Here is an 18,984-nt window from a genome sequence, read left to right on the forward strand (position 1 = left end):
CGGCGCGGTCGAAGGTGTGCTCGGCGTTCCGCATCGGACCTATCGGCATCATTATCGCTGCCGCGGCTATTACGACAGCTACGGCTATTACCACTGCTTCAACTAGAACGCTGTCATTCCGGGGCGCCTCGAAGAGGCGAACCCGGAGTCTCGAGATTCTCAGGTGCGCAATTGCGCACCAGAGTTCGATGCTGCGCATCGCCCCGGGGAAGACGCTTCGCGTCAGTTCTTCAGCCGGTAGCCGGTCTTAAAAATCCATCCCACGATGACGAGGCAGATGGCAAGGAATGCGATGGTCATGCCGAGGCTCAGGACGACGCTAACGTCGGCGATCTCGTAAAAACTCCAGCGGAAACCGGAGATCAGATAGACCACGGGATTGAGCAGCGTGATGGTGTGCCAGGGCGAGGGCAGCATGTTCACCGAATAGAAGCTGCCGCCGAGGAAGGTGAGCGGCGTCACCACCAGCATCGGGATCATCTGCAGCTTCTCAAAACCATCGGCCCAGATGCCGATGATGAAGCCGAACAGGCTGAAGGTGACGGCGGTGAGCACCAGAAAGGTCAGCATCCAAACGGGGTGATGGATGTGCAGCGGCACGAACAGGCTGGCGGTGGCCAGAATGATCAGGCCGAGAATGATCGACTTGGTCGCCGCCGCGCCGACATAGCCCAGCACGATCTCGAGATAGGAGATCGGCGCCGACAGGATCTCGTAGATGGTGCCGACGAATTTCGGGAAGTAGATGCCGAACGAGGCGTTCGCGATGCTCTGGGTCAGGACCGAGAGCATCACGAGGCCCGGCACGATGAAGGTGCCGTAGCTGACGCCCTCGATCTGCGATATGCGCGAGCCGATCGCGGCGCCGAACACCACGAAATAAAGCGAGGTCGACACCACGGGCGAGACGATGCTCTGCAGCAGCGTCCGCCAGGTGCGCGCCATTTCGAACCGGTAGATTGCTTGGATTGCTCTGAGGTTCATATTGCCAATGACTGCCCATCAATTTCGCCGCACCAGGCTGACAAAAATGTCTTCGAGCGAGGATTGCGTGGTTTCGAGATCGGTGAAACGGATGCCGGCGCTGCGCAGATCGGAGAGCAGGCTGGTGATGCCGGTGCGCTCGACCTTGGTGTCGTAATCGTAGATCAGGCGGTCGCCGCCCTCGCAGAGCGCCAGTTGATAGGGAGCGAGTGCCGGCGGAAGCGCCTCGATCTTCTGCGGCAGGTGGAGCGTCAGGCGCTTCTTGCCGAGCTGCTGCATCAAGGCCGCCTTGTCCTCGACCAGGATAATTTCGCCCTTGTTGATGACGCCGATGCGATCGGCCATCTCCTCGGCCTCTTCGATGTAATGCGTGGTGAGGATGATGGTGACGCCGGCGGCCTGCAGCTGCCGCACCACCTCCCACATGCCCTTGCGCAACTCGACGTCGACGCCGGCGGTCGGCTCGTCGAGGAACAGCACCTGCGGCTCGTGCGACAGCGCTTTTGCGATCATCACGCGCCGCTTCATGCCGCCGGACAGCGTGACGATCTTGGAGTCCTTCTTGTCCCACAGCGAGAGGTCTTTCAGCACCTTCTCGATATGGGCCGGGTTCTTCGGCTTGCCGAACAGCCCGCGGCTGAAACTCACGGTCGCCCACACCGTCTCGAACGCGTCGGTGTGCAGCTCCTGCGGCACGAGGCCGATCAGCGAGCGGGCCGCACGATAGTCCTTGATGATGTCATGGCCGCCGACCGTGACGCTGCCCTGGCTCGGATTGGCAATGCCGCAGACGATGCTGATCAGCGTGGTCTTGCCGGCGCCGTTGGGGCCGAGCAGGGCAAAAATCTCGCCGCGCCTGATCTCGAGGTCGATGTTGTTCAGCGCCTTGAAGCCGGAGCCATAAATCTTCGAAAGTTTTGCAACGGAAATGATGGGAGCCATAGAGGATCGAAGCGGATGTGGAAGGACGATGCAGTCGCGGGCAAGCGGCACGGCACGAGGCAAGCGACGCTTCGACAGATAGGAGTGTGATGGCGTGAGCGCAATTGGCGTGGACAGATTTGCGCGAATCGATTCACCTTTAAGGCAGCATAGTGGCAGCAGTCGCCATTGTGTTGCAGGAGAGTCACGTCGTCGCGGTAAGATCGCCGCCATCAATTCTCTCATGTTGCATGTGCGAGCACGCCGGGGATACGGTCCGGGCCGCGCATATTTTCGCCGCCCAGGAGGACCGATGACGCCATATGGCTGCACCATTGGAACCGACGCCACGTTGTCGTCGGCCGCGCGGCGATTGCGAGCGGTGCTTTTCTCATTGCCATTGATGCTGACTTTTCTGGCGGGACCGGTCGCTGCTGCGCCCCAAAACCCCGCCAGCACGACGCATGTCTATCTTTTGCGCGGCGTGCTCAACATCTTTTCACTCGGGCTCGACGACATCGCCGCTAAGCTGCAGGCGCAGGGCATTCCAGCGACGGTCGCCAACTTCGTGTCCTGGTCGTCACTCGCCAATGACGCCGCAGAGGGCTACAGGAGCGGACAGATCAAGACGATCGTCCTCGTCGGCCATTCCTCGGGTGCGACCGCATTACCCGACATGGTGGCCAAGCTCAGTCAGCTCGGCGTGCCGGTCAAGCTGGTGATCGGCCTCGACTCGGTTTTCCGCACCAGGCTTGCGGGCAGCGCCGAGCACTACATCAACTTCTATGTCGCGAGCGGCGCCGGCGAGCCGGTGACGCGGACGGCGGATTTTCGCGGCAAGCTGGACAATGTCGATGTCGGCGGCGCCGGCGTCGGCCATCTGACGATCGACAAGAATCTCATGATGCAGCAGAAGGTGATCGCGGCGATCGATGCGGTCGTGTTCGGTCGCCAGCGGACCCCGGTCGCAAGGTCGCAGTCGGCGATCGGCGTGATGAGGCTTGGAGCGCGCACCGGCGGGAGCGACTAATTAGGGCTAAAACAAGGCCTTGCGCCTCAAATTCCGCCAAGTCGTCGGAGAAAACGCGGGTGGCGTGAGGCGGAAGCACCTGCTCCTCACGCTATGCGATGCGAGCGGAAGGCGCATGTTCACACAGTCCCGAATTGCGGCTCTTGCGCTATCGACATGGTGTCTCGCCTATCCCATGGCGAGCCGGTCGCAGCCCGCGCAGGCCGGCACGCATGTGGCGGCAACCGGCATTGCGCCGGCTGCCGCGCCCACGCCATCGTCCCAGGGCGGCGAGATCGACAGCCAGCCGCAGCCACAGGCGCGGGCCTATCTGTTTCGCGGTGCGCTCGGTCCGATCTTCTCGCGCGGCATGGACAAGCTCACCGATCGGCTCGAGCAGGCCGGTGTCAAGGCGAGCGTCTGGGAGTTCACCATTTGCCGATTCGTGGCGGATCAGGCGATCCAGGACTACCGCGCGGAGCCTGCGCCGATCATCCTGATCGGCCACTCGATGGGCGGGCTTTGCGCGCTGACCTTTGCAGAGATCCTGCAGGAGCAGAACATCCCGGTCAGCCTGGTCGTGACCGTCGATCCGGCGCATGCGAGCCCAAAAGTGCCGCTCAATGTCGAGCGCTTCATCAACATCTTCCTGTCGACCAGCGTTCTCGGCGGCGGAGACATCGTCGCCGAGCCGGGCTATCACGGCCACTATGCAAGCTTCGACATGAAGGATCATGACGAAGTCACGCACATCAACATCGACAAGCTGGACTATGTCCACGCGCAGCTGGTCGGCATGATCACCGAGATCGCGAAGGTGCCGGCGACGTCGGGCGCCAGCCCGGTGCCGCTGCGCTACGTGGTGCCGCCGGATGCGACGGTGGAGCTGTGGGACAGCGGCACCGCGCAGGCGGCCCGGCGCGGCGAGACGCTGCAAAAGCTTGCGGCGGACAATCACGTCCCGATGTGGTCGCTGATGCAGGCCAACCAGCTGGCGCAGAATGCGCAGCTTGCGGCCGGCCAGCGCATCGTGGTGCCGCGGCATCTGCAGCCGCCCGCAGCTGCGCCGACGGCGGCGCCGGCCGCCGCCTCACAGCAGGCGTCCGCGGTGAAGCGCTGACATCGTCATTCCGGGGCGCCTCGGAGAGGCGAACCCGGAATCTCGAGATTTCCGGGTTCGGTCCTTCGGACCGCTGCGGAATGACGGTGCGATATTTAGCGCGGATCTACGGAGCAGGTACGATGGTCGCGTCTCAGCCCATCGGCAGGAACGGAATCAGCATCGGAACGCGGCGACGATACGAGCCGTAGGCGTCGGCGCCGAGCTCGGCCATCAAGAACACTTCTTCCATGCGTGCCTTCTGCCACATGCCGGCGGAAATCAGGATTGCGCCGAGGATCGCCGTCACCGTTCCGACCGCAATTCCGGTCGCGAGCATGCCGGTGATCAGCCCGGTATAGATTGGATGACGCACGAGGCCGTAGGGGCCCGTGTCGATCACCCGGTGGCCTTCCTTGTGCGTGATGGCATTGGACCAGAAGCGCCCGAGATGGATCCGCGCCCACCAGGTGAAGGCGATCCCCGCGAGCGCGACGAGCGCCAGCAGATAGACGCCGAGATTGCCGAACACCCAGAGCGGCTTCTCACCCAATATGTGCGAGGTCACGGGCGTGAACAGTACAGCGCCGAGCCCGATGGGAATACGGTAGCGCGCGGACGCGAGCGTCATCACGTGCTTCTTGGTCTGGCCGGACCAGAATGATGCCGCGACCCAGCTCGCAAGAAAGCCCAGCCAGATCAGGGCCAGGAGCTCGGTGGGCCAGGTCGTGGTCCACCCGCTGAACGCAGACGCAATCGATTGGCTTTGATCGCCGGACATGCCTCGAATCTCAAATGCTGGGTGGATCAGATGTCATGTCGATTAGTGGGCCGCGGTGCCGAGGGCACGCTTTCCCACGTCGAACATGGCGTCATTGTTCTCTGCATTGCGCAGATAGGCGAGCGTTTCGCGCAGCGTGGGCTCGATCGGCCGCGGCACGTAGCCGAGCTCGCTGCGCGCCTTCTCGATCGACAGATCGGTGGCCCGCAGCGCGATCCGAACGCCTTCGGCGGTGCCGCTCGGCGGCCGCCGCGTGATGTTGTCGGCGATGAAGTCGAGCATGGTGGCGGCGAGCTCCGCGACCTTGCCGGGGACGGAAATGGCAAGATGGCGGCGGCCGCTGATCGCGGCGACGTGGCGGAGCACCCGGCGGAGACGGATGCTTTCGCCGCCCAGCACGTAGCGCTGGCCGACCCGTCCGCGCTCCATGGCGAGGATCAGGCCCGCGGCCACGTCGCGCACGTCGACGAGGTTCACGATGAAGTCGAGATAGAGCTGAACCCGGCTGTTGAGGAAATGCCGGAGCATCGCCGACGGCGGCGTCAGCCCGTGATCATGCGGGCCGATCGGCATGGTCGGCGTGCCGACGACCACCGGGAAGCCTGACGCCGCCGCCTCCAGCGCCCGCTCCTCGGCGAGCGCCTTGGAGCGGGTGTAGGCGCCGGGCATCATTTGCGCCGGCTGCAGATCGTCATCCGAACCTGCGCCCTGCGAATCCATGGCGCGAAACAGGATCGACTCGGTCGAGCAGTGCAGAAATCGCGCAACGCCGCGCTGCTTCGCCGCCGCGAGCATCATCTCGGTGCCGACGCAATTGACCCGGTGAAAGTCTTCCTTGTCCCGCATCCACATCCCGGGCAATCCCGCGAGATGATAGACTGCGCCGACGTCGGCCATCGCCCCGTCCACCGCGACGGGATCGAGCACCGAGCCCTGGATGAACTCGATTTCGGGAACGACGTGCGCCGGCGTGCGTACGTCGAGGACACGCACCTTCTGGCCCCGTGCCGTGAGCGCCGAGACGAGATGCTGTCCGATGAAACCGCTGCCGCCAGTGACGAGTACGTGCATTATGAGTTGAAAGTTGGTCCGCTCTTAGTGTGATCAGACGAGAGCGAATTGGCCGGCCATTTCGGCTCGATGATCGCGGCCAGATCGCGTCGAAAACCAAGCGCAATAAACAATTTTGCCATCACGAAGGGCGGTCCGAGCAACAGGTGCGTCGGATTGTCCACCAGCGACGGCTGCCGCCGCTCGAAGACCTGATGGCCGACGATCTGCGCGGCGACGCCCACGATCAGCAGCGTGGCGAATAGTGACCACATTGTGGTGGTCCCGACATGTTCAATGATAAGTTTTGCCGCCAGCAGCAGCAGAACAGCGGCGCCCAGGATCGCCGTGCCCAGCGCCTTGTCGAGCAGAATCCAGTAGATCAGCACCGGCAACGCCATGACGACCGAGAGGCTGATCTGGGTGCCGAACGCGTCAATATGCCACAAGCTCAGCGGGAGGACCGCGGCCAGGAACAGGCAAACGATGCCGACGACATGCAGCAAGCCGTTCAACGGGTCACGGTGATATTCGACGTAGTCGACGAGCTGGCGTCGAAACAATTCACTCATATCCGCATAAACTCGCACGGCAATCGATCAAAGGTGGAACGGCGGTATAGCATCAAGTCAACGGATCGACAAAGCACGATTAATGCGCCATTGGAACCCGACACCGACCTCGCGCCAGCGATTTATCAGCCCGTGTCGAGCGGGCGCATGCCGTGGCATCCCACGCGAGCGGATCGCTACAGCGCTTTTGCGATTGTCAGGATCTGGATCTGCTGATTGACCGGCGCGGTGGGGTGCGCGGCATCGAGCAGCTGCTCCTCGCCGAGGCCGAGCGATTGCAGGCGCTTCGATGAGATCTTGAAAGTGTTGACCAGCACGTCGCGGATCGCATCGGCACGCCGCTGGCTGAGCAATGCATTGCTCTCGCGCTTGCCGTTCGCCTCGATGTGACCGACGATCAAAAATCCGTAAGGTAGCAGCCGCGCATGCACCAGCGCGTCCGCGATGCGTCCGAGCGCCTGATAGGATTCGGGGCGCACGATCGGCGTGTCGGTGTCGAACTGGATGTCGACCGAAAAGGTCGGCAGCGCCAAAAGGTCGGGGGCGATCAGCGGCCGTTTCTGTGCTGGCGGCTCGCTCCGCGAGCGCGCCTTCGCGCGCTCCGCGACTTGTTGCCGCAAGGCCGCGACGTCGATCTCGGGAGCGGCGTCGAAACGGCTGAGCTGCTCGATGACGTCATCACGCTTGACGGCGGTCTGGCTGCGGACCGGAGAGGGCGCCATGGCAAAGCCCAGCAGGCAGGCCGCGAGCAGGCCGATGCGACGCAGCTGCGTGGTGGCGGCCCTCATCGGTACCCCGCATCGCTCATCGCCTGCAGGCAGCGCGCGCTCACGCCCTTGGTCGTCGTCAGGCAGGGGATCGATTTGCTGGTCTCTTTCGGCGAACCGGCGCACAGCTTGACGATTTCCCGCGTGCAGGCGTTGGCGACCGCCACGCGCGCCGCGATCCGTTTCTGGATCGCATCAAAACTTCTGAGATAGTCGGATTTGCACTGCGGTGACAGCACGTCCTGATTGCGCGACAGGCACTCTTTCAGGCGGTTGGAATCCAGGCTGACGCCGCGGCAATTGGCGTCGATTTCCGTGGCGCAGCTGTTCGCGAGCAGTGCGGCCGCGTCGCCAAAGCTCATCGTCTCCGCAACCGCCAGCGACGGCGCAGCGAGCGCAAACCCGATCAGGATCACCCCTCCCCGAACCATGGCGCCATCTGAACCGATCAGGTCGGCCACGGTCAAGACCCACAAAAGACAGAGCTGTGGCTAGTTTCGGCTGGTCCGCAGGATGTGCTCGGAGGAGCTGTCGCGCCGCCTGGCCCGGTCAAGCGCCGGCTTAGGGCCGTGCCCTCACGCGCGCCGCACATAGGTGTCGATCGCGTTCTTCTCGCCAGCCTTGTCGAAGGCGATGGTGAGCTTGTTGCCGTCGACCCGCACGACGTTGCCATAGCCGAACTTCTGATGAAACACGCGGTCGCCCAGCGCGAATTCGGACACCGTCCCGGTGGATTTCGCCACCAGTTCGCCCTCGATCGTCATGGGCGCGCGCTTGCTGCGCGAATAGCCGCCGCCGAAGTCGCCGCGCGCGCCAAACGGCGACTGGTCCTCGTCAAAGCCGCCGCGCGCCTGGCCGCCGCCGCTGCGGCCACGATTGGCCTGGGCGCGTTGCCAGCCCGGCGTCGAGTAGCTCGAACCGAAGGAGTCCAGATTGTCGAATCGCGAGGTCGCATAGCCGCCGCCCCAGCCCGAGCCGCCCTTGGACTCGGTGACCTCGACGCTGGCCGGCGGCAGTTCGTCGAGGAAGCGCGACGGCATCGTGGTGGACCAGGTGCCGTGAATGCGCCGGTTGGTTGCGAAATAGATTTTTGCGCGGCGCCGAGCCCGGGTGAGCCCGACATGGGCGAGGCGGCGCTCTTCCTCCAGGCCGGCGCGGCCCTGTTCGTCGAGCGTGCGCTGGCTCGGAAACAGGCCTTCCTCCCAGCCCGGCAGGAACACATTGTCGAACTCGAGACCCTTAGCTGAATGCAGGGTCATCAGCGACACCGCCTCGTCATTGGCATCGCCGTCGCGGTCCATCACCAGCGCGATGTGCTCCAAAAATCCTTGCAGGTTCTCGAACTCCTCCATCGAGCGCACCAGCTCTTTCAGGTTGTCCAGCCGGCCCGCGGCATCCGCCGAGCGGTCCTTCTGCCACATCTCGGTGTAGCCGCTCTCGTCCAGCATGATTTCGGCGAGTTCGGTATGCGAGGTGACCTCGCTCTGCGCGCGCCAGCGGTCGAATTGCAGGATGAGGTCGCGCAACGAACCGCGCGCCTTCGGCTTCAATTCGTCGGTCTCGACCACCGCGCGCGCCGCCTCGAACAGCGGAATGCGGCGCTTGCGGGCATGGTCGTGCAACAGCTGCACGGTGGCATCGCCGAGCCCGCGCTTAGGCACGTTGACGATACGCTCGAAGGCGAGGTCGTCTGATGGCGAGGAGATCACGCGCAGATAGGCCAGCGCGTCGCGGATTTCCGCGCGCTCGTAGAAGCGCGGGCCGCCGATCACGCGATAGTTCAGTCCGAGCGTGACGAAGCGGTCCTCGATCTCGCGCATCTGGTAGGACGCGCGCACCAAAATGGCGATCTCGTTGAGGTTCTGGCCCTTGCGCTGCAGCTCCTCGATCTCTTCGCCGATGCCGCGCGCCTCCTCCTCGGAATCCCAGGCGCCGGTCACGGTGACCTTCTCGCCCGCGACGTCCTCGGTGCGCAGCGTCTTGCCGAGGCGGCCTTCATTATGCGCGATCAGATGCGAGGCCGCGGCAAGGATGTGGCCGGTGGAGCGGTAATTGCGCTCCAGCCGAATGACTTTCGCGCCGGGAAAATCGTGCTCGAAGCGCAGGATGTTGTCGACCTCGGCGCCGCGCCAGCCATAGATCGACTGGTCGTCGTCGCCGACGCAGCAGATGTTTTTGGGAGGTGCCTTCTCGCTCTCCCCGCTTGCGGGGTCGCGACGAGCGGAGCTCGTGCTGAGAGGGTCGGGGTGAGGGGGAGTCTCCAAGAGCACAGCTTGTGGAGAGTCCCCCTCATCCGGATTGCTTCGCAATCCGACCTCTCCCCGCAAGCGGGGGGAGGTTGAACAGGATGGCGCCTGCGCCAGCAGCCGCAGCCAGAGATATTGCGCCACATTGGTGTCCTGGTACTCATCGACCAGGATGAACCTGAAGCGGCCCTGATACTGCCGCAGCACGTCGGCGTGCTCGCGAAAGATGCGGATGTTCTCGAGCAGGAGATCGCCAAAGTCCGCCGCGTTGAGGATCTTCAGCCGCTCCTGATAGCTCGCATAGAGCTTGCCGCCCTTGCCGTTGGCGAACGTGGCGGCTTCGCCTGCGGGAACCTGGCCTGGCATCAGCCCGCGGTTCTTCCAGCCGTCGATCAGGCCCGCCAGCATCCGCGCCGGCCAGCGCTTTTCGTCGATGTCCTCGGCCTGCAGCAGCTGCTTCAGCAGCCGGATCTGGTCGTCGACGTCGAGCACGGTGAAGTTCGACTTCAGCTGCGCCATCTCGGCATGGCTGCGCAGGATCCGCCCGCCGATCGAATGGAAGGTGCCGAGCCACGGCATGCCCTCGACCGCCTGGCCGAGCATCTGGGAGAGTCGCAGCTTCATCTCGCGCGCCGCCTTGTTGGTGAAGGTGACGGCGAGAATCTCGCCCGGGCGGGCGCGCCCCTGGCTCAGGATGTGGGCGATGCGCGTAGTCAGCACCCGCGTCTTGCCCGTTCCGGCGCCGGCCAGCACCAGGACCGGGCCGTCCAGCGTCTCCACCGCCTCGCGCTGTTCGGGGTTGAGCCCGTCGAGATACTTTGGCCCCGCCGCGGCGCGCGCTCGCGCGGCAATGCCGCCGGCTGCGGGTCGGTGGTCTGGGACGGGTCTCAGCTGGTTCGGCTCGGTCATGCGAATCATACTTACCACCCCACGATGGCACCGTGAGGCCGCGAAGGGGAGGCTTCATAGCAGGGATTGAGCGCATATGGGGACGCCGGCGCCGGTTTTACAGACTTATCCGTGGAACCCGATGCCCTGCCGCAATCGGCTCGGCGAGCCCGTACCTTTCATTGCGGCCCGGGGCAGGCGCGCCAGGAAGCCGCGCATCAGCCTGGCAATGTCATCAGCCGATTCATCGAGCGCGAAATGACCGGCGTCCAGCACATGGACCTCCGCCTTCGGCACGTCATGCTGGAGCGCCGCGACCTCGGCGATGTCGAACACGGGGTCGTAGCGCCCCCAGACGATCAGCGTCGGCGGCTGGCGTTCGCGGAGCCATGCCTGCCATGCCGGGTAGGCATCGAGGTTGGTGCGGTAGTCATAAAACAGGTCGGACTGGATATCGGCCTCGCCGGGCCGGCCTAAGAACGCGACCTCGTCCTGCCACAGATCGGGGTCGTAGCGCTCGGGATGCGGCGAACTGCCGACATGGCGGACCCTGCCGCGTTCCGGCGACCCAAGTCCGTCACGGTATGACTTCTCGTTGGCGGCGCGGTCGGCCCAGAAGCCAGTGCGTGCGCCCTTGAGCCGGCCGAGTCCCTCCTCATGCGCTACGGCATTCTGGACGATGAGCGCAGTCACCCGCTCCGGATGCGCGACTGCGAGCCGGTAGCCGACCGGGCCGCCATAGTCCTGGACATAGAGCGCGTAGCGGTCGAGGTGGAGGTTTTGCGTGAAGGCGTCCACGACGTCCGCGATCCCTGCGAATGCATAGCTGAACTTGTCAGGCGGTGGCGCTTCTGAATTGCCAAAGCCAGGATAGTCGGGCGCAATCAGATGATAGCGGTCGGCGAGCAGCGGCATCAGGCGGTCGAACATGCGCGACGACGACGGGAAGCCGTGCAGCAGCAGGATCACTGGCGCATTGTCAGGACCTGCTTCCCGATAAAAGATATTGAGCCCGTTGACGGCAACAGTCTTGTAGGTGGTCGGGTGCGCGGCCGAAACTGCGGTGGCTGTCTGTGCCGCGGCGGCCGGCAAGATCGACATGCAACTCAGGACCAGCGTGGCGGCAAGCAGGCGGCGAACGAACATGTGAATCTCCACAAGGTTTCGCCGCGATATTCGAAAGCGCGCCCGGCAAGTCAACGCCGCCCGGTAGCATCCACGCGGCGTTTGTCGCGCAAGGCCGCGTCATTGTCGCCTCAGTCCTTCATGCATCCCCGTTTCGACGTCACAGTCTGACTGTCAAGTTCAGGCTTGGCAGCGCAGGATCTTGAACTCGACGCGGCGATCCAGCGCATCACTCGGATCGTCGCGGCCGGTGCCGACGAGCATCTCGCGGGAGCCCTTGCCGCTGGCCAGCAGGCGTCCCTGCAGGCTGCTCTCCTCGGCTTCGACGCGCTCCTTGATGAAGTCCGCGCGCAGCACGGAGAGGCGGTCATTCAGCGCGGGCAGGCCGGTGGCGCTGGTGTGGCCGATCACCTCCAGACAGCTCTGGTTGGTGGCGGTCCGCTCGGCGATCTTGCCGATCCAGGCATTGTAGGGCGCGTGCTCGCCCTTGTCGTTGTAGAACTGGGTCGAGCCCGGCTTGAACAGGAACTTGATCGCGAGATAGTCGCTGTTCTTCAGCCCGAAGTCGATCATCCTGCCGAATGCGTCCATCGCCGTCCTGGTACGATGAAGCTTGTAGCTCGCAAGATAGATTCCGTTGAACACGCGCAGTTGTTCGCCGCCGGGCATCACCACGGCGCGCATGTAGAGATCGAGCGCCGCCCGGTAGCGGCCGGCATTATAGGCCTCGATACCCTGATTGACCAAAGTCGCGGCCAGAATGCCTTCGGAATAGGCCTGGTCGAAACTGTCGCCGATCCTTTTCTCCTGACAGCTCTTCACATAGGCCTCGGTCGCAGGGTCCCTTGCATAGCCGGGGCTGTCCTTGAAAAAACTGTCGGGCGTCGGGTCGACGCCTTCGGGCAGGGCACGCGCAGAGCCCTTGGAAACGATGGTCTGCCTGCCGAGGTCGGCCAGCGCCAGGCAGATGCGATAGGCGTCGCGAGGCCCGCTCGCGTCGCCGTCATTGTTGATCGGCGTGAAGGTGCCGATCAGGACCAGCGGCTGCTTGAGCAGGATCGATTCCGGAGAGAACGGCACGACGCGAAAGCGCGGATAGCGGTTCTTGACCAGTTCGACGATGCGCCGCTCCTCGAGATGCGTCGCGCTCGACTGTGCGCCGGTCACGCCGTCGATCAGCGGATCGATCACGATGTTCACTTCCTCAACCGAATCGTCGAGCCGCGCCTTGGACAAGAGATCGTCGGCGGCCTTCTGGATCGCAATATCGAAGTCGAGCGGCATCTGCGGCGGGGGCGCCGGCGCCAAGGCGGGTGGCGGAGCGGCCTCGGCGCGCTGCGGCGGCTGAACCTGGTCCGCAAGCGGCGGCAATTGCAGCGCGGTCCTGCTCTGCGCATGCAGCGGCACGCCTGCGCTGGAGAGGAGCGAAAGGTAGAGCGACAGCCACAACAGGCTTCTTGCAACCATCATGAAATGCCTCCCCTCAGAAGACACTCGGGAACTCACTCGCATTCCAGTACAGTGGTCTGTCCCCTTCATTGTCGCCGCGATTGAAAAAAGAGGACTTCTGAACCAACCCGCACCAGACGTATCAACCCGCTGGCGGCTTTCGTATTCCGAAGTCCGTTCGCATCGAATGCGGCGAACTTCGGGTACAGGAGATATTCATATCGATCTTCATGTCGAAAGCTGGTCACGCGCGCGGATTTCGAGATTGTTCAGCAGTAAATCACAGATTCATCGCAGCTGTTGAGTGCAAGCCACACCCTGCGCTCGTGGTGCTGTGCGATGTCAAAGATCCGTCGCAGCTTCGCCGTTTGCTCGCCGGATCAGCGGCGAACCTGCGCCATTACGCAGCGCGAATGCGGGTCATTTTCGTAAAACGAAAAACAGAATTGTTCCCCGTGGCAGCGATTTTTCGCAGGCGCCGACTGCACCGGAACATTCGTTTGCCGCCCGGATTTGTCTCTTCAGCCATGACGCGGCGGGTTCACCTGCGCATTGTGCAGTGTCGCCACCGGCTGCGCCGCACGCAGCAAAAGAGGGAGGTTCTGAGCATGCTAGGCTGGGTCGTGACGTTCCTCGTCATCGCGCTGATCGCCGGTATTTTGGGCTTCGGCGGCGTTGCCGGCGCATCGATCGAGATCGCGAAGATCATCTTCTTCATCGCGATCGTTCTGTTCCTGGTGTCGGCAATTGTCGGTGTGGTGCGCGGCAGGCGCATTTAGACAGGTTAATCTGGTGCGTCGTTGCGTCCGCCCGATACGCGAAGGCTCGGGCGCTTGCCATGATGTGCCGCAATGTCGTCATGCGAGCGTCAAATTCGGCGCCTTTCGATCCTGAAGCGCGATGGTGGTCGACACGTTCCCATCGCGCTTCAGCGCGCCGCTGCCTCAATCGAAGACGCTGAGAGCGTGCGATCGATGTGCTCGGCCACAAGCTGTGCCACTTCGCGCGCATGCGTCGCAATCATGAAATGCGCGGCACCCGGGATGACGGTAATGCGACCGCCGGGGATGCTGCGCCCGAGCAGTTCGTTGGCGCGTTGTGGCGCCGGATGACTTAATTCACCATACGCGACGAGAACAGGCACTGAGATCCGCGCGAGCAGCGCCGGTGTCAGATCGAAGCCGTAGGCACACGACCAGTCCATGAGATTGGCCGCAGTCGTGGCGATCGCATAGTCGCGGACGCGCGGGGGCCATGCCGCGAACGTGCCGGGGCCGCCATAGAAATCAATCATCGCTGCGATGGCGTCGGATTGGCCGGCCTGGAAGGCACTGACATAGGCGCTGCTCATCTGCCGGAATGATCGATAATGGTCGTCCTCGCCGCATCGTCGCAAAATCTCCGGAGCAGGCGCCTCCAGGATGGTCAGGCTGTGCAGCAGGTCCGGCTTGCGCAGCGCCACGGCGAGTGCGACCAGCCCGCCGAAGGAATGACCGACAAGGTGAACCGGGCGACCTGCGCGCCCGATCACGGTCTCGACCACCTCGACCTCCTGCGCGATATCGGCCGTGGCGGCGGTGCGATGCTCGGACGTGCCGCCATAGCCGAGCAGGCTCGTAGTCACGCAGCGGAATCTGCTCGTCCACTGCGCGATGATCGGCCGCCAGGCCGCCCCGGTGCTGCACGATCCCGGCACCATGACGACCGTCGGCCCGCTGCCGACTTCGTCGTAGTCGATGCGTGAATCCGACCCGTCATTCATTCAAGGCTTCCACGTTCAGTGCGAGCGCAGCGGCGACGGCTCCTGACCGTCGCCGCTTTCTCATCCGTTTCTTCTCAGCGCTTGGTGATGACGACTTCGAGATAGGCGCTCGGGACCACCATGGTGCCGTCGTCGGCGCGATTGAGCGAGGCGATCAGTTCCAGGAGATCGCCGCGCAGGCGCTGCTGATTTGCCTCGTCGAGCGCGCCGAAGGCTTTCAGCGTGGGGCCGTAATAGGTCCTGAACACATCGAGAAAGTGCTCCGGCGAACGGTAGCGGAACACGAAGTCGCGCGGCTCCGACTTGATCGCGCCCACCGCACTGAACATCTCGGCAAGCCGCGTCTCCGTGCCCCATAGTGCGGGCGATTTCGCACCCGCCGGCGGCGGCAGGTATTTGCCCAGTGTCTTGAACACGTGTCCGATAAAACCGTTCGGCGTCCAGTTCGCCAGCCCGATCTTGCCGTCGCGCCTGCAGACGCGCGCAAGTTCCGCCGCCGCCTTGTCCTGATCCGGCGTGAACATGACGCCGAAGGTCGAAACGACGGCGTCGAACGCGCCGTCGTCGAACGGGAGGGCCTCCGCATCGGCTTCGCGGAACGTCACGGTCAATCCGTCGGCTGCGGCGCGCGCCTCGCCGCGCGCGAGCAGGCTCGGCACATAATCGGTCGAGGTGACGTCGCACCACCGGCGCGCGGCGGCCAGTGTGGCGTTGCCATTGCCGGCCGCGACGTCGAGCACCTTCATGCCGGCGCGGAGGTCGAGCGCTTCGCAGAGCTGTTCGCCGACGATCTGGAGCGTGGTGCCGACGACCGCATAGTCGCCGGACGACCATGCGCCGTGCTGCCGCGTTTTCAGCGCCGCGAGATCGACTGGTCCTGCCTGCTGGATCTGGGCAGCGGATGATTGGGCCATGACTGTATCCTCGTTGATGCCAGGGGCTTGCCCTCGAGCCTGATGTCGGCGGAACCCGCCCGCAGGCTCGAGTGATCGGGCCGCCTTAAAGGGCGGTTCGCTGCGCGCCTATCCAATTTGCGACACGACTATCCGGATCATGAACTTTTCTGAGGTGAGCGAGACGTAAGGAATGGTATCGGAGGAGTGATCACCATGACTGCGGGCGAGATCATGTCTTCATCGCCATTGCCGCGCAGCGTGCGGCGGGCGCTCGAGGCCATGCGCGCCAATGTCGGCCGCCACTGGCGCCTGGCGGAGCTTGCCAGGACCGCCGGCGTTTCCGGCCGGACGCTGCAGCGCCAGTTCCTCCGCTTTCTCGGCAAGTCGCCAGTTTCGGTGCTGCGCGACATCGGTTTTGAGCGCGCGCGGCGCGCGTTGCTCCGCGCCGGGGCCGGCACGCGGATCACGGACGTTGCGCTCGCCTGCGGCTTTCCCCATTGCGGACGCTTCTCGGTCGAATATCGCACCCGCTACGGCGAGACGCCGTCGCAGACGCTGAAACGGCAAATGAGGTTTTCGGCCGCGAGCGCGGCGGCGTCGCGCTTCTGTACGTCGCCGCGCGACCAGCCGACCATCGCTTTCGCCGGGATTTTGACGCGCGCCGATGACGAAACCGCCGACGACCTCGCCCATGAACTGGAGATGGCACTGACGCGGAGCGGCGCCTCATTCACCGCCCAGCCGGCGAATGCGCGCTATCATCTGGTTGGGGCGATCCGCGGCGAAGGCGACGAGCAGCGGCTGCTGCTGCGCCTGTTTGACCGCGACACCGGCCGGCAGCTCTGGGCGCAGCGCTGCGACGGCATTTTGAGCGACGAGATCGCGGCCGACGGACATTTTGCGACCCGCATCGTGGCGGCCTTGCAGCCGCAGCTGCGGCGCGCCGAGATCGACCGCGCCTTGCAGACGCCGGGCACCGATCTCGGTGCGCACGAACTTGCGCTCAGGGCCATGCCGGGCGTGATCGCACTCGATGCCGAAGGCAATGACCGTGCACTCGAACTGCTGTCCCGTGCGATGGACCTGGATCCGGGTCATGCACTGGCGACAGCGCTGGCGGCCTGGGCGCATCTCCAGCGCATCGTCTATCATTTCTCGTCCGATCCGCGCGCAGACCGCGTGCGCGGCCTCGAACTGGCGCGGAAGGCGGCCAGCCTCGGCGGCGACGCTAACGTGCTCGCCGTGCTCGGCAATGCGCTGACCCTGCTCGACGCGCTCGACGATGCCGACGCCGTCATCCGCAAGGCGCTGGCGGTCGACGGCGGCTCGGCCTGGGCCTGGAGCCGCAGCGGCTGGATCGACGTCTATCGCGGAGATTCCCAATCGGCGATCGAGCGTTTTGCGATTGCGCTCGACCTCGCGCCGCACGATCCGCTGGCCTTCAACAGCATGGTCGGAATGGGCTGCGCCTATTTCGACGCCGGCCAATACGCGCAGGCAGCCCACTGGCAGGCGCGCGCCCTGGCCGAGCACCCCTCGGCGATCTGGGCCCATCGTACGCTCTGTCCGGCCTATCTGCTCGGCGGCGCCAGGCCCGAGGCGCACCGGAGCCTGCACGCCCTGCGTGAGCGTTATCCGGACCTGACGCTGTCGGAGGTCCAGGTCAGCCTGCCGCCGCTGCCGCTGCCCTACCGTGAACGGCTCGTCGAGGGCCTGCACGATGCCGGCCTGCCGGACTGACGCGGCGTGGTCTTAGGCTTTGTGCACATAGATCGGAGTGCTGGGGTCAGGCATGCATTCCGCGATATCCACGCAAAGTCTCCTCGCGCGGCATCGGGCGGCACGTATGGCCTGCTTAGTTGAAGGTATGTAACCTCAGCTTCAGCGAACCATCCGCCTGACGCTCGAACACGTGGGTGGCGATGCCGGAAAGGGTGGTTGGCTTGCCGTCCTTGTCCTTGCCTTTGGCGCTCCAGTTTGCCGAGCCATAGACGACCTTGTCATCGCCACCCGCGTCGATCATCTCGAGTTTGTGGTCGGTTACGCCGTTGGCGTGTACCCCGGCGAAAAACTTTTCGATCGCCGCCGGCCCCGATGCCACCTCGTGGGTGGGAGGTAGCAACTTCGCATTCGGCAGATATAAGACGGCAAGGGCCTTCGCGTCGCCCTTGTTGAACGCCGCATCAAATGCTGCGTAAGCCGACGAGACATCGCTCTTGGAGTCACCGGCAAAGGACCCCATCGGCGCAACGGTGACTAAACAAAGAGCGAATGCCGCTGCATGAATTACACGCATGAAGCTCTCCCTTCTGATTTGCCGTGGTCGTAAGCGGGTGCGAAACATCGGCTGGTCGGCTTGCCCACAAAGCTAGGCGACCCAACCGACCGTTTCCAATGGACTACTTGTTTGTGGAGGTCGAACCGACCGTCGCCGATGCCGCCGGAGGTGGCATCATGTTCCATGTGTCGGCGCGGTATTTCCAGTTCGCGCCGTCCTGTACGACGACGCTCAGATAGGTTCCGGTGACGTGCTGGCCTCCGGCATCGGCTGCCCAGGTACCGACTTGATAGAGCGACTTTGGGTCTATCATGTTCGCTTGTGCAACCGGCAGAACCATGTTCTCGAGTTTCTCCTTTGTCATCTGATCCATGAATTTGCGGATATTCTCGGTGCCGATGATCGGTTGATCCGTCCCTTGCGGTAACAAGACGGCGTCGGCCGTATACAGAGCGGTGAGGGCGGCGGCATCTTTCTTGTTAAAGGCTTCGAGCCACTTGTCGTCGAGCCGCTGCGCGATTGTTTTCGCGTCGTCAGCGAAAGCGGGGGCGACGACGGCGAGTGTCAGTGCCAACACACAAAGCGCTTTTTTCATAACGTACACTCCTCCATGTGGTTTACGTTTAGAAATGCCACTGGCACGTGGCGCTCCGAGCGTACTGCGTCTCTGGCAGGTCTAGCGTGCTCATGGATTGCCGCCGGCCATTGTTGCCACGGACGTGGCAAGCGCCGCAGCGAATGCGGCAGCGGGTAGCCTCACTGAATTGAAGCTTGTCCGGATGCGTTTCATCGCAGCCTCGGTGGTCATGCGGCGAAATACGCGACACAACGAAATGAACAGATGATCAGAAACGGCTCCGAAAAAGTCCGAGCTCAATGTCTTCTGGAAAATTGAGCCGCAGCCACGCCGTTGGCTCCATCCCTTGTCTCTTCGCGAGCATCCACCGAGCGAACGGATATGATTTTACGATCGAGTCACTCATTGCGGTTCGAACTAAACCCGCTGATCCATCGCTCACGTCTCGTGGGGCAATGACTGACTATAGAGCCGGTGAATAGCGCCAGACAAGAGCTACACCAGCGTATTGCCGTTCCGGAGAAGTACGGTCAGCAGCGTTGACGCATGAGATGACACACGAGCGCAAAGCAGCGATCCT

18 protein-coding genes are annotated in these 18,984 nt (G+C 63.7%); 4 read left to right on the top strand and 14 right to left on the bottom strand.

All coding sequences use genetic code 11. The annotated features are described in order from the left end of the window. Positions 1–222 precede the first annotated feature (222 nt). Complete coding sequence (locus tag JOZ76_RS01460) at positions 223–984, bottom strand: ABC transporter permease (protein WP_291696858.1); 762 nt, start codon at positions 982–984, stop codon at positions 223–225. 18 nt (positions 985–1,002) lie between these two features. After that, positions 1,003–1,926 (bottom strand): ABC transporter ATP-binding protein, encoded by a 924-nt coding sequence (locus tag JOZ76_RS01465; RefSeq protein WP_291696859.1) that lies wholly within the window; start codon positions 1,924–1,926, stop codon positions 1,003–1,005. Positions 1,927–2,218: 292 nt separating this feature from the next. Here JOZ76_RS01465 and JOZ76_RS01470 point away from each other — a divergent pair, with 292 nt between their 5' ends. After that, positions 2,219–2,935, top strand: coding sequence for a hypothetical protein (locus JOZ76_RS01470; protein ID WP_291696860.1), 717 nt, complete (start codon positions 2,219–2,221; stop codon positions 2,933–2,935). Positions 2,936–3,050: 115 nt separating this feature from the next. Then, positions 3,051–4,034: an alpha/beta fold hydrolase gene (locus tag JOZ76_RS01475; RefSeq protein ID WP_291696861.1), complete on the top strand. Its 984-nt coding sequence runs from the start codon at positions 3,051–3,053 to the stop codon at positions 4,032–4,034. A 133-nt stretch (positions 4,035–4,167) separates the two neighbouring features. On the opposite strand, the gene JOZ76_RS01480 is transcribed toward JOZ76_RS01475, so the two are convergent. From JOZ76_RS01480 to JOZ76_RS01515, 8 genes are all read right to left on the bottom strand, one after another. After that, positions 4,168–4,794, bottom strand: coding sequence for a methyltransferase family protein (locus JOZ76_RS01480; protein WP_291696862.1), 627 nt, complete (start codon positions 4,792–4,794; stop codon positions 4,168–4,170). A 42-nt stretch (positions 4,795–4,836) separates the two neighbouring features. Continuing rightward, on the bottom strand, positions 4,837–5,865 hold the full coding sequence (locus JOZ76_RS01485; protein ID WP_291696863.1) for an NAD-dependent epimerase/dehydratase family protein: 1,029 nt from the start codon (positions 5,863–5,865) through the stop codon (positions 4,837–4,839). After that, complete coding sequence (locus JOZ76_RS01490) at positions 5,865–6,416, bottom strand: Mpo1-like protein (RefSeq protein WP_291696864.1); 552 nt, start codon at positions 6,414–6,416, stop codon at positions 5,865–5,867. Before JOZ76_RS01490 ends, JOZ76_RS01485 begins: the two co-directional genes overlap by 1 nt. Positions 6,417–6,592: 176 nt before the next feature. Next, the gene (locus JOZ76_RS01495) at positions 6,593–7,204 is read right to left on the bottom strand and encodes an OmpA family protein (protein WP_291696865.1); all 612 of its coding nucleotides are present in this window, start codon (positions 7,202–7,204) and stop codon (positions 6,593–6,595) included. Further along, positions 7,201–7,614: a hypothetical protein gene (locus tag JOZ76_RS01500; protein ID WP_291696873.1), complete on the bottom strand. Its 414-nt coding sequence runs from the start codon at positions 7,612–7,614 to the stop codon at positions 7,201–7,203. The genes JOZ76_RS01495 and JOZ76_RS01500 overlap by 4 nt, the downstream gene beginning before the upstream one ends. A gap of 144 nt (positions 7,615–7,758) precedes the next feature. Continuing rightward, complete coding sequence (locus JOZ76_RS01505) at positions 7,759–10,338, bottom strand: ATP-dependent helicase (protein ID WP_291696874.1); 2,580 nt, start codon at positions 10,336–10,338, stop codon at positions 7,759–7,761. 105 nt (positions 10,339–10,443) lie between these two features. Then, positions 10,444–11,463 carry an alpha/beta fold hydrolase gene (locus JOZ76_RS01510; protein ID WP_291696866.1) on the bottom strand — a complete coding sequence of 340 codons (1,020 nt, stop codon included), beginning with the start codon at positions 11,461–11,463 and terminating at the stop codon, positions 10,444–10,446. Between the two features lie 159 nt (positions 11,464–11,622). Continuing rightward, positions 11,623–12,912, bottom strand: coding sequence for an OmpA family protein (locus tag JOZ76_RS01515; protein WP_291696867.1), 1,290 nt, complete (start codon positions 12,910–12,912; stop codon positions 11,623–11,625). A gap of 587 nt (positions 12,913–13,499) precedes the next feature. Here JOZ76_RS01515 and JOZ76_RS01520 point away from each other — a divergent pair. Further along, positions 13,500–13,670: a DUF1328 domain-containing protein gene (locus JOZ76_RS01520; RefSeq protein ID WP_291696875.1), complete on the top strand. Its 171-nt coding sequence runs from the start codon at positions 13,500–13,502 to the stop codon at positions 13,668–13,670. Between the two features lie 149 nt (positions 13,671–13,819). Here JOZ76_RS01520 and JOZ76_RS01525 read toward each other — a convergent pair whose 3' ends face one another. Next, the gene (locus JOZ76_RS01525; RefSeq protein WP_291696868.1) at positions 13,820–14,653 is read right to left on the bottom strand and encodes an alpha/beta fold hydrolase; all 834 of its coding nucleotides are present in this window, start codon (positions 14,651–14,653) and stop codon (positions 13,820–13,822) included. Positions 14,654–14,727: 74 nt separating this feature from the next. Continuing rightward, entirely contained in the window at positions 14,728–15,567 is an 840-nt protein-coding gene (locus tag JOZ76_RS01530) for a class I SAM-dependent methyltransferase (protein ID WP_291696869.1), read from the bottom strand. A gap of 195 nt (positions 15,568–15,762) precedes the next feature. On the opposite strand from JOZ76_RS01530, the gene JOZ76_RS01535 reads away from it, so the two are divergent. Further along, a complete protein-coding gene (locus JOZ76_RS01535) occupies positions 15,763–17,289 on the top strand; it encodes a helix-turn-helix domain-containing protein (RefSeq protein WP_291696870.1) in 1,527 nt (508 codons plus the stop codon). A gap of 115 nt (positions 17,290–17,404) precedes the next feature. Here JOZ76_RS01535 and JOZ76_RS01540 read toward each other — a convergent pair whose 3' ends face one another. Together JOZ76_RS01540 and JOZ76_RS01545 are read right to left on the bottom strand one after the other, a co-directional pair. Then, the gene (locus JOZ76_RS01540; protein WP_291696871.1) at positions 17,405–17,845 is read right to left on the bottom strand and encodes a YybH family protein; all 441 of its coding nucleotides are present in this window, start codon (positions 17,843–17,845) and stop codon (positions 17,405–17,407) included. Between the two features lie 103 nt (positions 17,846–17,948). Next, positions 17,949–18,422, bottom strand: coding sequence for an SgcJ/EcaC family oxidoreductase (locus JOZ76_RS01545; protein WP_291696872.1), 474 nt, complete (start codon positions 18,420–18,422; stop codon positions 17,949–17,951). Positions 18,423–18,984 lie beyond the last annotated feature (562 nt).

Source organism: Bradyrhizobium sp. (genome assembly GCF_019244115.1).
In the GTDB taxonomy this organism is placed as follows: domain Bacteria; phylum Pseudomonadota; class Alphaproteobacteria; order Rhizobiales; family Xanthobacteraceae; genus Bradyrhizobium.

Coding starts and splice junctions, on each gene's coding strand:
- JOZ76_RS01460 (WP_291696858.1), bottom strand. CDS start 984: ATGAACCTCAGAGCAATCCAAGCAATCTACCGGTTCGAAATGGCGCGC.
- JOZ76_RS01465 (WP_291696859.1), bottom strand. CDS start 1,926: ATGGCTCCCATCATTTCCGTTGCAAAACTTTCGAAGATTTATGGCTCC.
- JOZ76_RS01470 (WP_291696860.1), top strand. CDS start 2,219: ATGACGCCATATGGCTGCACCATTGGAACCGACGCCACGTTGTCGTCG.
- JOZ76_RS01475 (WP_291696861.1), top strand. CDS start 3,051: ATGTTCACACAGTCCCGAATTGCGGCTCTTGCGCTATCGACATGGTGT.
- JOZ76_RS01480 (WP_291696862.1), bottom strand. CDS start 4,794: ATGTCCGGCGATCAAAGCCAATCGATTGCGTCTGCGTTCAGCGGGTGG.
- JOZ76_RS01485 (WP_291696863.1), bottom strand. CDS start 5,865: ATGCACGTACTCGTCACTGGCGGCAGCGGTTTCATCGGACAGCATCTC.
- JOZ76_RS01490 (WP_291696864.1), bottom strand. CDS start 6,416: ATGAGTGAATTGTTTCGACGCCAGCTCGTCGACTACGTCGAATATCAC.
- JOZ76_RS01495 (WP_291696865.1), bottom strand. CDS start 7,204: ATGAGGGCCGCCACCACGCAGCTGCGTCGCATCGGCCTGCTCGCGGCC.
- JOZ76_RS01500 (WP_291696873.1), bottom strand. CDS start 7,614: ATGGTTCGGGGAGGGGTGATCCTGATCGGGTTTGCGCTCGCTGCGCCG.
- JOZ76_RS01505 (WP_291696874.1), bottom strand. CDS start 10,338: ATGACCGAGCCGAACCAGCTGAGACCCGTCCCAGACCACCGACCCGCA.
- JOZ76_RS01510 (WP_291696866.1), bottom strand. CDS start 11,463: ATGTTCGTTCGCCGCCTGCTTGCCGCCACGCTGGTCCTGAGTTGCATG.
- JOZ76_RS01515 (WP_291696867.1), bottom strand. CDS start 12,912: ATGATGGTTGCAAGAAGCCTGTTGTGGCTGTCGCTCTACCTTTCGCTC.
- JOZ76_RS01520 (WP_291696875.1), top strand. CDS start 13,500: ATGCTAGGCTGGGTCGTGACGTTCCTCGTCATCGCGCTGATCGCCGGT.
- JOZ76_RS01525 (WP_291696868.1), bottom strand. CDS start 14,653: ATGAATGACGGGTCGGATTCACGCATCGACTACGACGAAGTCGGCAGC.
- JOZ76_RS01530 (WP_291696869.1), bottom strand. CDS start 15,567: ATGGCCCAATCATCCGCTGCCCAGATCCAGCAGGCAGGACCAGTCGAT.
- JOZ76_RS01535 (WP_291696870.1), top strand. CDS start 15,763: ATGACTGCGGGCGAGATCATGTCTTCATCGCCATTGCCGCGCAGCGTG.
- JOZ76_RS01540 (WP_291696871.1), bottom strand. CDS start 17,845: ATGCGTGTAATTCATGCAGCGGCATTCGCTCTTTGTTTAGTCACCGTT.
- JOZ76_RS01545 (WP_291696872.1), bottom strand. CDS start 18,422: ATGAAAAAAGCGCTTTGTGTGTTGGCACTGACACTCGCCGTCGTCGCC.